At 46.2% G+C, this 15,342-nt stretch carries 14 protein-coding genes and 1 other RNA gene; 1 reads left to right on the top strand and 14 read right to left on the bottom strand.

The features are described from left to right. Positions 1 to 372: 372 nt before the first annotated feature. The 14 genes from C161_RS00195 to rpoE form a co-directional block, all read right to left on the bottom strand. The gene (locus C161_RS00195; protein ID WP_036607241.1) at positions 373 to 642 is read right to left on the bottom strand and encodes a pro-sigmaK processing inhibitor BofA family protein; all 270 of its coding nucleotides are present in this window, start codon (positions 640 to 642) and stop codon (positions 373 to 375) included. Between the two features lie 34 nt (positions 643 to 676). Further along, complete coding sequence (locus tag C161_RS00190) at positions 677 to 904, bottom strand: DUF2508 family protein (RefSeq protein WP_051447031.1); 228 nt, start codon at positions 902 to 904, stop codon at positions 677 to 679. Between the two features lie 233 nt (positions 905 to 1,137). Then, a complete protein-coding gene (gene recR / locus C161_RS00185) occupies positions 1,138 to 1,737 on the bottom strand; it encodes a recombination mediator RecR (protein WP_036607246.1) in 600 nt (199 codons plus the stop codon). Positions 1,738 to 1,773: 36 nt separating this feature from the next. After that, on the bottom strand, positions 1,774 to 2,085 hold the full coding sequence (locus C161_RS00180) for a YbaB/EbfC family nucleoid-associated protein (RefSeq protein ID WP_036607248.1): 312 nt from the start codon (positions 2,083 to 2,085) through the stop codon (positions 1,774 to 1,776). Positions 2,086 to 2,126: 41 nt separating this feature from the next. Continuing rightward, on the bottom strand, positions 2,127 to 3,872 hold the full coding sequence (gene dnaX, locus C161_RS00175) for a DNA polymerase III subunit gamma/tau (RefSeq protein WP_036607251.1): 1,746 nt from the start codon (positions 3,870 to 3,872) through the stop codon (positions 2,127 to 2,129). Between the two features lie 174 nt (positions 3,873 to 4,046). Next, positions 4,047 to 4,314: signal recognition particle sRNA large type (ffs, locus tag C161_RS31840), an RNA gene on the bottom strand. Positions 4,315 to 4,461: 147 nt separating this feature from the next. Beyond that, complete coding sequence (gene rpmE / locus C161_RS00170) at positions 4,462 to 4,659, bottom strand: 50S ribosomal protein L31 (protein ID WP_036607255.1); 198 nt, start codon at positions 4,657 to 4,659, stop codon at positions 4,462 to 4,464. Between the two features lie 102 nt (positions 4,660 to 4,761). After that, positions 4,762 to 6,036: a radical SAM protein gene (locus C161_RS00165; protein ID WP_036607256.1), complete on the bottom strand. Its 1,275-nt coding sequence runs from the start codon at positions 6,034 to 6,036 to the stop codon at positions 4,762 to 4,764. A 97-nt stretch (positions 6,037 to 6,133) separates the two neighbouring features. Further along, on the bottom strand, positions 6,134 to 7,459 hold the full coding sequence (gene rho / locus C161_RS00160; protein ID WP_036607258.1) for a transcription termination factor Rho: 1,326 nt from the start codon (positions 7,457 to 7,459) through the stop codon (positions 6,134 to 6,136). Between the two features lie 465 nt (positions 7,460 to 7,924). Next, positions 7,925 to 9,178, bottom strand: coding sequence for a UDP-N-acetylglucosamine 1-carboxyvinyltransferase (locus tag C161_RS00155; protein WP_036607261.1), 1,254 nt, complete (start codon positions 9,176 to 9,178; stop codon positions 7,925 to 7,927). Between the two features lie 147 nt (positions 9,179 to 9,325). Then, positions 9,326 to 10,180 (bottom strand): class II fructose-1,6-bisphosphate aldolase, encoded by an 855-nt coding sequence (gene fba, locus C161_RS00150; protein WP_036607263.1) that lies wholly within the window; start codon positions 10,178 to 10,180, stop codon positions 9,326 to 9,328. A 260-nt stretch (positions 10,181 to 10,440) separates the two neighbouring features. Continuing rightward, the gene (locus C161_RS00145) at positions 10,441 to 10,827 is read right to left on the bottom strand and encodes a response regulator (RefSeq protein ID WP_017691292.1); all 387 of its coding nucleotides are present in this window, start codon (positions 10,825 to 10,827) and stop codon (positions 10,441 to 10,443) included. A gap of 228 nt (positions 10,828 to 11,055) precedes the next feature. Beyond that, complete coding sequence (locus C161_RS00140) at positions 11,056 to 12,660, bottom strand: CTP synthase (RefSeq protein ID WP_036607266.1); 1,605 nt, start codon at positions 12,658 to 12,660, stop codon at positions 11,056 to 11,058. Positions 12,661 to 13,113: 453 nt separating this feature from the next. Then, positions 13,114 to 13,683 (bottom strand): DNA-directed RNA polymerase subunit delta, encoded by a 570-nt coding sequence (rpoE, locus tag C161_RS00135; RefSeq protein ID WP_036607268.1) that lies wholly within the window; start codon positions 13,681 to 13,683, stop codon positions 13,114 to 13,116. A gap of 461 nt (positions 13,684 to 14,144) precedes the next feature. Here rpoE and C161_RS00130 point away from each other — a divergent pair, with 461 nt between their 5' ends. Then, positions 14,145 to 15,299 (top strand): S8 family peptidase, encoded by a 1,155-nt coding sequence (locus tag C161_RS00130; protein ID WP_036667694.1) that lies wholly within the window; start codon positions 14,145 to 14,147, stop codon positions 15,297 to 15,299. Positions 15,300 to 15,342: the final 43 nt, after the last annotated feature.

Genomic DNA, 15,342 nt, shown 5'->3' with positions numbered 1-15,342 from the left:
AGCCAGGATCAAACTCTCCAATAAAGTATTGAAAAGAGCGATAAGCTCATTTTGAATCTGACGAGATTAAAAATCTCAATTGTGCTCCAGTCGATTCAAGCCAAGGCTTGTCTCAAACTTTTGCGTTCATTCTGCAAGCAGAATGTTTACTCACTCGTTGTTCAGTTTTCAAAGATCAAACTCGTTTTTTCGTCACCATTTTCTCTCAGCGGCGACTTTTATAATATATCATACTTCGTTTGTTTTGGTCAAGTGTTTTTTTGAAATTATTTTTCGAAGTTCGTAATGAACTCCTTGATTTCATCTAAAGCATCTAACCAAGCAAGCAAAGCAACGAGATATAATGTACCATATAAATATCCTGCGAGTCAACTATCCGAACAAAGAAATTTTCAGCCCTAATAATAGCCCCACACCTGGCAATCCCAAAACAGTTACAGTCCCTATCGTTGCAGGGTTCAGCGGGATGTAGGTTCCTGTAATCCAGCCGGAATAATTCACGATATATATCCCTACTGCAGCCAGCACCAGATGAATTCCAAATGACGTGAAAAACGATAACCCTATCCGCTTTCTGAATAAAATAACGATAAGCCCCAGTAACGATATAACCAATACACTTCCCAGTATAATACTCTTCATATGTTTCACCTCCGTGTTTAATGTAAACGTGACTCTACATACTAACCCCTCGCTGTGATGTAACATCATCATTAGCTCTGGCTCGCTTTGCTCTTCTCAAGTGGATCTGGTACTTCCGCTCAGCTGCCTCCAATACATAAATAGCATAATCAATCTCATCCTGTCCCTGTGCATCTTCAAACTGTCTCATAGCCCGTTCCCATTCCTGCTTAGCCATCTGAATATCTGCATAGATCTGATCCGCCTCAAGTTCCTTCAACATTCTGTTGTGTTTCTCTACCGAGTTCCGTGTGTTTCGCCACAAAAACATAATCTCTCCCCCTCCTGATCAGCACAGCATATTCTCATACTTATCAGGGAAAGGACAAACTTAGAACTCGGGCATTCATTTTTTCCATAAAAAAAAGAGAGCCCTAAGGCTCTCTTTGCATATCGAAACTTATTTAGCATCCGAAGTTTCCAAGGAAGTCCGCTACGTAATACAAATCGATCACACTAACGCATCTCCCTGCGACCTTCCAACGCTTTGGAAAGGGTCACTTCATCCGCATACTCAAGATCGCCACCTACAGGCAATCCATGCGCAATACGAGTCACACTGATCTCAAACGGACGCACCAACCGGGAGATATACATCGCTGTAGCCTCACCCTCAATGTTGGGGTTCGTTGCCAAGATGATCTCTTTTATACGTTCATCACTTAATCGAACCAGGAGTTCCTTCAAACGAATATCGTCTGGGCCAATTCCCTCCATAGGTGAAATCGCGCCCTGTAACACATGATAGTACCCATCGAATTCCTTGGTGCGCTCCATGGCCACCAGATCTTTCGAATCCTGAACTACACAGATAACAGATACATCCCTGGACTTATCCTGACAGATGCGACATGGGTCCGTATCAGTAATATTACAACATACAGAACAGTAATGAAGATTACGCTTCACACTAACGAGCGCTTTGGCAAAATCGATAACGTCATCTTCCTTCATGTTAAGCACATGAAAAGCTAAACGCGCTGCCGTCTTGGGACCCACACCCGGCAACCGGGTGAAGGCATCAATCAGCTTGGCTATTGGTTCGGGATAATACAATCGATTGTGTCTCCTTTGACAGGATCAATTTTTTAATTAAAATAATCCCGGAATATTCATGCCGCCTGTGAACTTGCCCATATCCTTGTTGGCAATCTCATCGGCTTTGGCCATAGCATCATTAACAGCTGTCATAACGAGATCCTGCAACATTTCAACATCTTCCGGATCTACCGCTTCAGGTTTGATCGTGATAGCAAGCAATTTCTTGTGTCCGTTAACTTCAGCCGTCACTACACCGCCACCAGAAGTACCTTGGACTGTTTTGTCCGCCAGTTCCTCTTGTGCTTTCAGCATTTGCTCCTGCATTTTCTTCACTTGTTTCATCATTTGGTTCATGTTGTTCATAATTGTTCATCTCCTTTGTTATGGTTATCGCGCTATGCGCATTATTCTTTGATCACTACAAGATCCTCACCAAAGAGCTGGATGGCTTCATCAATCCAAGGCTGTTTGTTGCCTGAACCGCCGTCTTCATGCTCAGGTTCAAGCTTAAAGTCCTCCTTTGGCGCTTCAGAAGCTCCCTCCATTGCTCCGGTCCAATCTTTGAGCATCATCGTCACCAATCGTGCCGAACGCCCAAGATGTTCCGACAACACCCGCTCAATGACTTCGCGGTTAGCCTGCTTCTCCGTCGTTTCACGGTGAATATTGTTTTTAAAAGCAACCAACACATTGTCTTCAAGCAATGATACCGGCTCACCATCCACAAACCAGGCGTGAACGGTAACCCGCTCTTCCTTCACTCGTTGCAGGATCTGACTCCATTTTTTGCTGATCTCTGCGAACTCAGGGGCTCCCTTGCGCGCAACATACTGATCCAACTGTGCAGGAAGCTTCGCAGGTGAATTGCCTCTCGATACCGGCGCTCTTGTTGCCGGGCGAGATGGAGCACTCGATGAACCTTCTCCACCAGACAAACCACTTTTCAGTGCACGATCCAACTTCTTCTCCAACTCAGCAAGCTGCTGCTTCAAGCGGTTGATCTCTCCCCCATCAGCAGGTGCTGCATGAGCTGAAGCTCCCACCTGAACAGAAGCCTCACCTTGAGCTGGAATACTACACAGTTTAAGCAATGCAACTTCAAATAATGTCTGTGGTTGTACTGCATATTTCATTTCACTCTGGTACCGATTAAGGGTGTCAATCATGTGGAACAGTTGTTCCTTGGTGAATGACTCCGCCATATCACGGAAAGACTCCGGATTAAGTACCCGGTCCGTCAGTTTATCTGCATCAGGTACCATCTTAATCATAAGCAAATCACGGAAATAATACAGTAAATTCTCCATGCACTTGTCTGCACTCTTTCCTTCATGCATGAAACCTTCAATCATCTGCAAAATATGACCAACATCACCTTTGAGCAGCGAAGCAGCCAGTTTGGCAAATTGCTCTGAAGCAATTCCACCCGTCATGTCCATAACCTGCTGGTACGTTACTCGTCCATCCGTAAATGAAGAGATCTGATCCAGCACACTAAGTGCATCCCTCATTCCACCGTCCGATAAACGGGCAATGTATTGGAGCGCATCCTGGTCAGCTTCCATGCCTTCCTGTTCACAGATCAGTGTAAGTCTCGCTGTCTGCTCTTCCAGGGACACCCGACGAAAATCAAATCGCTGACAGCGCGATATAATGGTAGCCGGAAGGCGGTGCGGTTCCGTTGTTGCCAAAATAAACATCACATGTGGTGGTGGCTCTTCCAATGTTTTGAGCAAAGCATTGAATGCCTCCGTTGTCAGCATGTGCACTTCATCAATAATATAGACTTTCTGCCGGACTTCGGTTGGCGCATATTTAACCTTTTCCCGAAGATCACGTATTTCCTCAACGCCCCGATTGGATGCAGCATCAATCTCTTGCACATCCATCACAGCGCCAGTCGTAATTCTGCGGCAAGCTTCACACTCGTTACAAGGTTCAGGCGCAGGCCCACGTTCGCAGTTCACAGCTTTGGCCAAAATCTTGGCGGCACTTGTCTTTCCCGTTCCTCTGGGCCCGCTAAATAAGTAGGCATGGGAAGTCCGCTGTTCACGAATCGCGTTCTGCAAGGTCTGAATAATATGCTGTTGCCCCACCATATCTTGAAACGACTGGGGACGCCAAGCCCGGTATAACGCGATATGCTCCATGATGCGTTACCTTCCTTCCACTTCGCATTCGAGTCCTTTGTCGTTCCCCTATTATACTATATTCCAGGGTGAATCCAAACTTTATCTGACTCATTCATGCGTGGTTTATTAAGACATATCAAAAAGACCTCTGCATACATACAACTGCAAAGGTCTCTACATTTAAAAGGTAAGCCGTGCACCTGCTATCGATATTTGCGATCCAAGTGGCACCCCTGAACAATAGCTCGGGCTAGGCAACCCTCCGGCACAAGAGTGATCTCACTTATGGCTGCTTCCTTCCGGACCTGACCAGGTTCATGAGTACTCATTGCGGAGGACCCAACCGTCAACACCACGTTTAGGGACCAAACCTCACATCGGCAAAACCTCTAGCAGGAATTCAACCTCGCTATAGCGGATTGCGAGTTACAGGGCACCGCTACCTCCCCATCTAGCACGGTAAGAAATAGTATAACGTAAGGTTATCCAAATTGCAACCAGAGGAACGTGAATGCGATTATGCTTAACATATAACATATAAAAACCCCTGCCAGATCAGCAGGGGTGTGTTGGATGCAATTAGCAGACAACTCCAAGAATTGTCCAATTAGATTCCGTATTTCTTTTTGAAACGATCAACACGGCCGCCAGCATCGATAAACTTCTGTTTACCTGTGAAGAACGGGTGGCACGCGGAGCAAATCTCTACACGAAGTCCGTCTTTAACCGAACCTGTCTCAAAAGTATTCCCGCAAGCGCAAGATACTTGACCAATCGTGTAATTAGGATGAATTGCTTCTTTCATTACCTTTCACCTCTTTCCGCCCTGAGCCTCAAGCGGACCCAGAGTAAATGGCACAACCCTGAGATTATAACACGACCTTGCGCCTGTTGCAATCCATTATTGTTAAGAGGTAATCAACCGTTTTGGACGTGCCATTCCAGCGGGTGGAACATGAGTATACGATCCAATCACAACACCAGGCAACTCGTCTTCAAAGATCTCAATCATCTGCTTCATGCCCAAGATATCACCTTGAGCAGGAGGAATTAATTCCAGATAGCTCTCTGGATCAATATTGAGATTACGCATCTGAATCAAGCGTAGATCGGTTCTTCTTGCAAACTCAATCATCGCCTCAATCTCTTCTTCACGATCTGTTACGCCTGGGAAGATCAGATAGTTAATGGACGTGTATACACCCTGCTGCGCTGCGTATTTCATCGACTTCTCAACATTGGCTAAGGTATAACCACGTGGTTTATAGTAAGCGTTATAATGGTCATCCAGTGCACTAATTGTACTTACGCGCATCAGATCCAATCCAGCATCTACAATACCTCTAATGTGATCATTCAGACCGGCATTGGTATTAATGTTGATATACCCCATGTCCGTTACGGAACGCACTTCGCGAATCGCTTCAATAATCAGCTTGGCCTGCGTGGAAGGCTCCCCTTCACAACCTTGTCCAAAACTAATGATGGACTCCGGCGTCTTCAGGTGTTCCAGCATAACCTCCACAATCTCATCCACACGTGGTCGGAAGTTCATACGTGTCTGCGGGGAAACAAAGCCGCTATCATCCGGTTGCTCGGAGATACACCCGAAACAGCCCGCATTGCAAGAATAGGATACCGGCACTCCACCTTCCCAACGATTCAGGAACGTGTTTGATGAAGTTAGACATTCATATCCAAGCGCACAGTTGGATAGATGGGTGTAAAGACGGTTCTCGGGGTATTGCTCCGTCAATCGTTTGACCCCGGAACGCACATCGTCACGATCACAGTTGAGTGGATTCCATTTTTCAGGACTATCCGACTTCGAAGCGGTGACATAGAAACCGCCATCTTTCCAGACTACTGCGGAATAGCCGAATAACGGCAATTTATACTCTTTATCCGTCTTCACATAACCAGGGAGACACAAACGAGTGAATCCCTGTGGAAGCAATGCACCTACAGCCTGTGTGTCTGATGGCATCGGCAGCATCTCACCGGTGTCCGGGTCCATACCAATGGGCCGGGTACTCGGGAGTCCAACCAACGTTGCACCTTCTGGCAGAGGAATCAACTCATCCTCCATAATCTCCACGATCATATCTCCACTGCGGGCAAGCCCGTACAGGGAAGGATGATCAAATACATTACCTTTTTCATCTGCGTATACTAAATACATGATGTTCTCCTCACATCTAATGGGTTAAACCTAACGACGAGTGTATTGTAACATTCACAGCAATGCTGCAAAAAGAAAGTGATTAGTCGAACGACACTTACGTCGATGTACCTGACGTTGCTGTCTGTCTAGGTGAGCGACGAGTTGTTGTTGTACCCGAATTGCTTGTCGGGCTGTTACCAGCCGAATCAAATGCCGCCAAAAACTCTGCATTTGTCTTGCTGTTACGAAGTTTTTTCAGGAATCCTTCAACAAAGTCATGGGAATCATTCATGTTTTTACGAATTGCCCAGATTGTATCCAACTCTTCCTTGCTAAGCAACACTTCTTCACGACGTGTACCCGAACGACGAATGTCGATCGCCGGGAATATGCGGCGTTCTGCCAGACGACGGTCCAGATGGAGCTCCATGTTACCTGTACCCTTAAACTCTTCATAAATGACGTCATCCATACGTGAACCAGTATCAATTAATGCCGTTGCCAAGATAGTCAGGCTTCCGCCTTCTTCCACATTCCGAGCAGAACCAAAGAAACGTTTCGGACGATGGAATGCAGCTGGGTCAATACCACCACTAAGCGTACGACCGGATGGGGGAATAACCAGGTTATATGCACGGGCAAGACGTGTAATGCTATCCAGCAGGATAACGACATCCTTTTTGGCCTCAACCAGACGAAGCGCACGCTCAAGCACCAATTCCGCCACCTTGATATGATTCTCAGGCAGTTCATCAAATGTCGAAGCCACAACTTCCCCTTTTACCGAACGCGACATATCCGTTACTTCCTCTGGACGTTCATCAATCAACAGGACAAACAGTTCAATTTCAGGATTGTTAGTTGAGATGCTGTTGGCAATTTCTTTGAGGAGAAGCGTTTTACCCGCTTTGGGAGGTGCTACGATCAATCCGCGCTGTCCCAATCCTACCGGGGCGAGCACATCCATAATGCGTGTGGACAAATGGTTGGGGGATGTTTCGAGAACCAGTTTTTTCTGCGGATACAGTGGGGTTAGTGCCGGGAAGTGAAGTCGCTCTGCAGCCGCCGATGGATTCTCACCATTTACAGCGTTGACTTGCAACAAACCGAAGTATCTCTCGTTTTCCTTAGGCGTTCTACACTTACCAGATACGAGGTCACCTGTTCTTAGGTCAAACTTGCGAATCTGAGAAGCTGAGATGTAGATGTCTTCCGTACTTGGCAAGTAGTTGATAGGTCTTAAGAATCCGTAACCTTCAGGTAAAATCTCGAGTACGCCTTGCATGAACATCAGGCCACTCTGTTCAGCTTGTGCACGTAGTATAGCAAAGATTAATTCTTTCTTTTTTAACGTACCATAGTAAGGTATCTGATATTTTTTGGCCAGTTTGTAGAGGTCCGTTAGTTTCATTTCTTCCAAATCGGAAATTTGTAGATCCATATAATAACCACCTATTCAATTAATAAGTCCGTGTGAAATGGATAGTTTCGCTAGATGTTCCGGCTATAGAGAGTGGCGTCTGCCACAATCCCTTCTGTCCATTGTACGGAATGTAACCGTTATAATGCAAATACTTGTCTTTGAGTGTAAGTTTCCGGGTGGGATGGCCAACATTCGGCAAGATCCGCTATTGAGTGAACGATGCATTGAGGCGATCAATCCGGATAGACCGGCTATGGAGCGCAGTTCAAACAAAACCGGGGGTTGGGGATGAGAAATGATGTTCTTACAGCCATATGAAGTTTATTTCAAAAAAAGACCCTCCGGTAAAGGAAACAGAAACATTTCGTCTTATGCCGGAGAGACTGAGAACTCTATTAAAACAGGTTTACCTAATCATCAAAAAGATATGCAGTTCAGTTAAAATAAACATGTGTAGGACTGAATCATGCATAATGCTTCCTATTAATCAGTTTCCCGCCATACATCTGCACCGAGCAGGCGCAGATTAGTCACCAGATGATCATAACCGCGGTCGATATATTCGACCCCCGTTACTTCAGTCACACCTTCACTGACGGTGAGACCTGCAATCACCAGCGCTGCTCCAGCGCGAAGATCGGATGCTTTTACTTTGGCCGCGTTTAATGCACTGCCTTCAATAATCGCTGACCGTCCTTCTACTCGAATCTTTGCACCCATCCGCACTAACTCAGGCACATGCTTGAATCGATTACTGTATACAAAGTCGCTCAGGACGCTCACACCGGTTGCCTGTGTCAAAACACTGGTCATTGGTGACTGTAGATCCGTTGGGAAACCAGGATATACAAGTGCCTTCACGTCCACATGGTTATAGCTTGGTTTACCAATGACACGTATACTTTCATCCAATTCCTCAATGCCAACACCCATTTCTAGCAGCTTTGCCGTTAAAGCTTCCAGATGTTTGGGAATCACATTGTCAATCAGAACATCTCCGCGCGTCGCCGCTGCAGCGATCATATACGTACCTGCTTGGATACGGTCCGGAATGATGGAATGACGGCAGCCTTTAAGCTCCGAGACCCCTTCAATACGGATCGTTTCGGTACCTGCACCCTTGATGCTGGCACCCATGGAATTCAGAAGTGTTGCTACATCTATAATCTCAGGCTCTTTAGCCGCGTTTTCGATAATTGTAGAGCCTTTGGCACGAGTAGCCGCCAGCATGATATTAATGGTTGCGCCGACACTGCTTACATCAAGATAGATTTTTGCTCCCCGCAGCTCTTTGGCATGCAAATGGATGGAGCCATGTTCGTTTGTTACGGTTGCGCCAAGCGCTTCAAACCCTTTGATATGTTGATCAATTGGACGAGGCTCAAAATTACAGCCCCCTGGTAAACCTATGGTCGCTTCTTTGAAACGCCCTAGCAATGCACCCATCATATAATACGAAGCACGAAGCTTCTTCACGGGACCATTCGGCATAGGAATGGATTTGATGTCAGAAGGGTCAATCTTCATCTGACTGCCTTCCCAAGTCACGTGTGCTCCGAGTTCCTCCAAAATTTCTGCATAAACCGCCACGTCACTCAAAAGCGGCAGGTTGTCCAACACGACTTCTGACTCGGCAAGCAATGCTGCAGGAATAAGCGCAATGGCGCTGTTCTTGGCGCCGCTTATAGTTACAGTTCCCTGTAACGGACGTCCGCCACTAATCATCAATTTTTCCATAAAGCTTAATGTCCCCCTACGTGTTTTGCAGCCGATGAACGGCAATACGTGCTGTTGGCTTCCGATGTAGAAATAAGGTGTGAAAATGGAAAGACACCGGCTAGGCGGTGTTTTTCCATTTCACAGTATGGAACTGGTAAAGATAAATTACGCTTTGTTGTTAGAACCAAACTCGCGGATTTTACCTTTAACGGTTTCTTTAATTGCTTCACGGCCTGGTACGATGAATGTACGTGGATCGTAAGCGTCTGGTTTAGCTGCAAGCACTTCACGAACCACTCTTGCAAAAGCAATTTGGTTCTCTGTGTTTACGTTGATTTTGGACGTACCCAGGGAAATGGCTTTGTCGATGTCGTGTTTAGGAATACCTGTACCACCGTGCAATACGAGTGGAACTTGTACCGCGTCACGAACTTCTTCCATTTCTTTGAAGCCCAGGTTAGGCTCGCCATGGTAAGGACCGTGTACGGAACCAAGAGCTGGTGCCAATGTATCGATACCTGTTTCTTTAACGATACGGATACACTCGTTCAGGTCAGCGTACATGATACCGCCAATAACGTCGTCTTCTTGTCCGCCTACAGTACCTACTTCAGCTTCTACAGAAACGCCTTTAGCGTGTGCATATTCAACAACTTTTTTAGTCATTTCGATGTTCTCATCGATAGAGTGGTGGGAACCGTCGATCATTACGGATGTGAATCCAGCGTCGATCGCTTCTTTACACTTGTCGAAGCTTGAACCGTGGTCCAGGTGAATTGCAACTGGAACAGTGATTTTCATGTCGTGGATAAGTCCTTCTACCATTTTAACTACAGTGTAGAAGCCACCAATGTGACGTGCTGCGCCTTCGGATACACCCAAGATTACTGGGGATTTCTCTTCTTCAGCAGCACCAAGAATCGCTTGAGTCCACTCAAGGTTATTGATGTTGTATTGACCAACTGCATATTTTCCTTCAAGTGCTTTGTTCAACATGTCTGTCATAGATACTAATGGCATGGTTTCAATCCTCCTAGGGGTTTGGGTTGTGTCTATGGTTTTTAGCCGAAATCACATACGGGCTTATTATACCACATCCCATGTCAAATACTAAACAAGCATTTGCAAAAATGCTGTGCTTTGCAGCACAGTTTTCATAGACACCGCTTTATAACTTCCCCATTTCCAATATTCCCCGGATGAAGGAGTGAAATACCTCATTTTCCCACCAAGTACCTTCTATGTTCTCCACACGCAAAAAAATCCTGTATCAACAGGATTCAGCTGCATTTATTGGCGGTACCGTTGCGAAGTTGCATATTCACAGCCACTCGCATCTCGTCGATATCAAACGGTTTCGTAAAGTGCATGAGCGCTCCGAGATCCGTGGCTTCCTTAATCATGTCCAGTTCACCATAAGCGGTCATCATGATCACCTTGATACCCGGATCAATTTCTTTAATATGCTTCAGGATTTCCAGACCGTCCATCCCAGGAATCTTCATATCGAGCAATACCAGGTCAGGCTTGTCATTATTCACAATCTCCAGAGCAACCTTGCCGTTGGGTGCTTGAAACGTGTTATACCCCTCACTGCTGAACACTTCCATTAACAGGATTCGAATACCATTCTGGTCATCAACAATCAAAACTTTTTTATCTTCCACTCTGTAACCTCCTAGAATTAGGAAAGCATGCACACCTTCGAATCTGGATAACTATCCCATAGTCGTCATGATAAGTATTCTACCTCTTCCATTAAAATCCTGCTACCTTCACAAAATGACAAAAAAGCATTCCCACCTGCTCTTTACGCAAAAAAAGGGATGTTCAGGCAGCCGCTATGGTTGCCAGGAACATCCCTAATATCTATTACGTTAACACAAAAAAATTTATTACTTCTGCGCATTCACCAGAGAAGCTTTTACAAAATCACGGAACAAAGGTTGCGGACGGTTCGGACGGGAAGTGAATTCCGGATGGAATTGTACCGCCAGGAACCATGGGTGTCCTGGAAGTTCCACGATCTCAACCAGACGTCCATCCGGGGATGTACCCGAGATAACCAGTCCTGCTTTTTCGATCGTTTCACGGTATTCATTGTTGAACTCATACCGGTGACGGTGTCTCTCATACACCAGCTCGTCATCATAACAAGCCATCGCCAAAGAACCTTCCTGAAGCTTACAAGGATACAGACCCAGACGCATCGTGCCACCCAGATTCTCAATATCTTTTTGCTCAGGCAACAGGTCGATCACAGGGAATTCCGTAGCCGGATTAATCTCGGAACTGTTCGCACCATTCAAACCAACAATGGAACGTGCATACTCAATAACGGAAACCTGCATACCCAGGCAAATACCGAAGAACGGAATTTGTTTCTCACGAGCATAACGGATTGCCGATACTTTACCTTCAATACCACGATCTCCGAATCCACCAGGAACAAGGATACCCCCAATACCATGTAACAGGTCGCCTACATTCTCATCCGTAATATCTTCAGAAGGAACCCAGCGGATTTTCACATCAGCATTGGATGCAAATCCTGCATGAGACAACGACTCAACAACACTCAGGTATGCATCATGCAACGCTACATATTTACCAACAATAGCGATCTCAACTGTATGCTCCAACTTGTTGATCCGGTCAACCAGCCCTTCCCACTCGCTCATATCCGGTGCAGGAGTAGTCAGTTTCAGGTGATTTACCACGATCTCATCCAAGCCTTCTTCACGCAGGTTCAAAGGTACTTGATACAACGTGTCTGCATCACGACATTCAACCACGGCATTCTCATCAATGTCGCAGAAGAGAGCGATCTTGGCTTTCATGTCTTTAGACAATTCATACTCCGTACGGCATACAATCACATTCGGTTGAATACCGATGCTGCGTAATTCCTTAACACTATGTTGCGTTGGTTTTGTTTTCACTTCACCAGCTGCTTTGATATAAGGAATAAGTGTTACGTGGATGTACATCACATTGTCGCGACCTACATCACTCTTGATCTGACGGATAGCTTCCAGGAAAGGCAAACTCTCAATGTCGCCCACTGTTCCACCAATTTCCGTAATAACCACATCCGAACCCGCTTCACGTCCAGCGCGGAATACACGCTCTTTGATCTCGTTCGTAATGTGTGGAATAACTTGTACCGTTCCGCCCAGATATTCCCCGCGCCGCTCTTTGCTGATGACGGAAGAGTATACTTTACCAGTCGTGACGTTGCTGTTTTTGGAGAGATTGATATCAATAAAACGTTCATAGTGGCCAAGGTCCAGATCCGTTTCCGCGCCATCATCCGTTACAAAAACCTCGCCGTGCTGATAAGGACTCATTGTTCCCGGGTCGATGTTAATATATGGATCAAATTTCTGGATCGTTACCTTAAGCCCTCTGTTTTTCAGCAATCTGCCCAGAGAAGCAGCCGTAATCCCTTTGCCCAGGGAGGACACAACTCCGCCCGTCACGAAAATATACTTTGTCACTGTTATTACCCTCCTAATATAAGTACAGAAATTCAGGCGATATATGGTGTTATCGTAACCTGTTTCCCAGGTAATCATCGTTAAAAAGAGCAATGGCAGAAATTCCCTGCATCTGCGAACTGCTCTTTCTGCGAAGACGGTTTAAATACACGTTGTTCTACAGCAAAAAATGGTGCAAATATTCCGATGGCCTTCATTCCATTTGGTGTTTTTGATATACAAAAACGGGCCACGAAATGTTGGCCGGGAGCATACGGAAAAAAATCATTTTTGCAAAATTATGCCTCTAAAAATACAAAAAAAAGTACTCCCGCAGGACGGGGCACCTTCTATAAAAAACATAAATATATTGTCGCTCATTCATAAGCCCATGCAATAGTTTACCCGTTACCCCGTCTGCTGTCAAGGCTGACTATTCCGGGGAAACGGGTAAATTATAGACGTCAAAAATGACTACCGATTATCAGAATCGTCGTCAAATTCATCCTCGTTTTCGGACTCTTCTTCGTCTTCTTCGAGGTCTTCATCTTCCAGATCGTCATCTTCAACCAGCACTTCTTCTTCGCTGTCTTCTTCGTCAAAGATGTCGTCTTCTTCTTCCTCTTCTTCGTCTTCTTCTTCCTCTTTATCCGTGCTGTCGAAGCCTTCATCGCTGCTATAGCTGTCTTCTTCTTCACCGAAGTCTTCATCTTCCAGATCATCGTCTTCATCGTTGATGATACGCGGACGCTTCGCACCCGTCATGGAATCTTCTGTTCCAGCTACCGGATACCAGCGCTTTAAGCCCCACAGACTTGTACCGACGCAAGCAAAACGGCCATCGATATTAATCTCGGTATATAGCTGGGCGATAAACTCGTTGATTTCTTCATCAGTCATTCCGCGCTGCTTCGCTACCTCATTCATTAAGTCACGATAGTAATACGGCGTATTAGCCGCTTTCAGCACCATAAAGGCAAGGTCCACCAAAGGGATCTCTTTTACCTTTTCTTTATCAATTTTCAAATTGAGCGAGGTACTCACTGCAGACACTTCCTCTCACACAAAATTCACTTTTTAACCCCTACGAACTGGACTGTTACGTATAACATATCCATTAACAAACCTAAGTAAAACCTATTTAGCGTTAAAAAGCAAGTTTTTATGTACGGATGTGACGCAAATGCGGAGAGCAGCAACAATATGTCCACATATTAAACGTGAAGTGACATCAAACCCACAGGAATATCCTCTTTGCCAAAGAGACAACTCCATAATAAAAAAGACGGAGTCCCCTCCGCCTTCTGACTGTATACCCTTGGAGGATTACTCCTCACCAGGTTCCCCGCAAGAGCCCTCTAGCTCTCCATCCATCATATGTCCCTGCGCCCGTTTTGACACGAAGAGAATGTGTTTTTGTAAAAAAAGGGCAAGTTCCCCATGCGGCGGGATGAGCGCATTCATAGAATACCTCAGCATGTTCATCCCGAAGGGGGCTGCCCATTATGGACTATACTGGTTTATTGCATCAATTGATTGACGGAATGCGACGCCCTGAACCAGAACAGGGAGGGCGATATTTGATCCGATTTGCCAAACCGCAGCAGTACGAGGCCTGTCTCGTAGAATTGTCCCGAATGCGGAATGAATTCACCGACCTTGGGGCTGTCCGTTCCTCGCGACTAGCTCGTTCCATTATCGCTCCAGTCCAACGCCCGGAGGACCTATACCGCTATGGGGATGAAATTACGATTGAAGAAGACGTTCCCATCTCCCTTCATGCCAACGCACTCCACAGCAAACCAAGCAATGCTCAAGGCATACCCTGGGGAGTGAAGCAGATTCGGGCGCCCAAAGTATGGTCTGTGTCTACCGGACACCGGATTAAAATCGGTGTGATTGATACAGGTGCTGATTATCACCATCCTGATCTTCGTTATTCCCTGGCACGCGGAATCAATCTGTTAAACCGCAGCCTGCTTCCTCATGATGATAACGGACACGGCACCCACATAGCAGGGACTATCGCTGCTGCCAACAGTACCGCAGGCATGATTGGTGTAGCTCCACGCTCCCTGATCTATCCGGTGAAAGCATTTGACCACAACGGATCGGCTTATGTATCCGATATTGTACTTGGCATCGACTGGTGTGTGCGCAACAAGGTCGATATCATCAATATGAGCTTTGGCATGAAAACACGCAGCAAGGCGCTTCTTGACGTTGTCAATCGTGCATACCATGCTGGAATCGTTATTGTTGCTTCGTCAGGAAATGACGGCAAACGCCGCAGTATTGATTACCCTGCACGGTATCCCCAGACCATATCTGTTGGGGCAACCGACAAAAACAGACGTATTGCGTCCTTCAGCAATCGTGGCGCATATGTGGATGTCTATGCACCCGGTGATAAAATCGTCTCTTCCTGGGTACAAGGCAAGCATCACGAGATGAGCGGCACATCCATGGCGACGTCCCATGTGAGTGGCGCTATCGCCTTGCTGCTCTCCAAACATCCGGGGTTATCCCCTAGTGAAATCAAGACACTCGTCAAACGTGCTACGATCCCGTTGCGCGCCCGCAAGACTACCACAGCAAAGAGCAAGGTGCGTGGTGGTGAGATTGATGCCCTGAAGCTAATGCAGGAGGGCGGGGAGTGAGCCAGCTCTGTCAGCCGTCAGCCGAACTTGATTGAGGCTTCGT

The organism is Paenibacillus sp. FSL R5-192 (assembly GCF_000517845.1).
GTDB classification, from domain to species: Bacteria; Bacillota; Bacilli; order Paenibacillales; family Paenibacillaceae; genus Paenibacillus; species Paenibacillus amylolyticus.
Note: the sequence above shows the minus strand (reverse complement) of the source record. Positions and strands in the feature narration are given on the sequence as shown.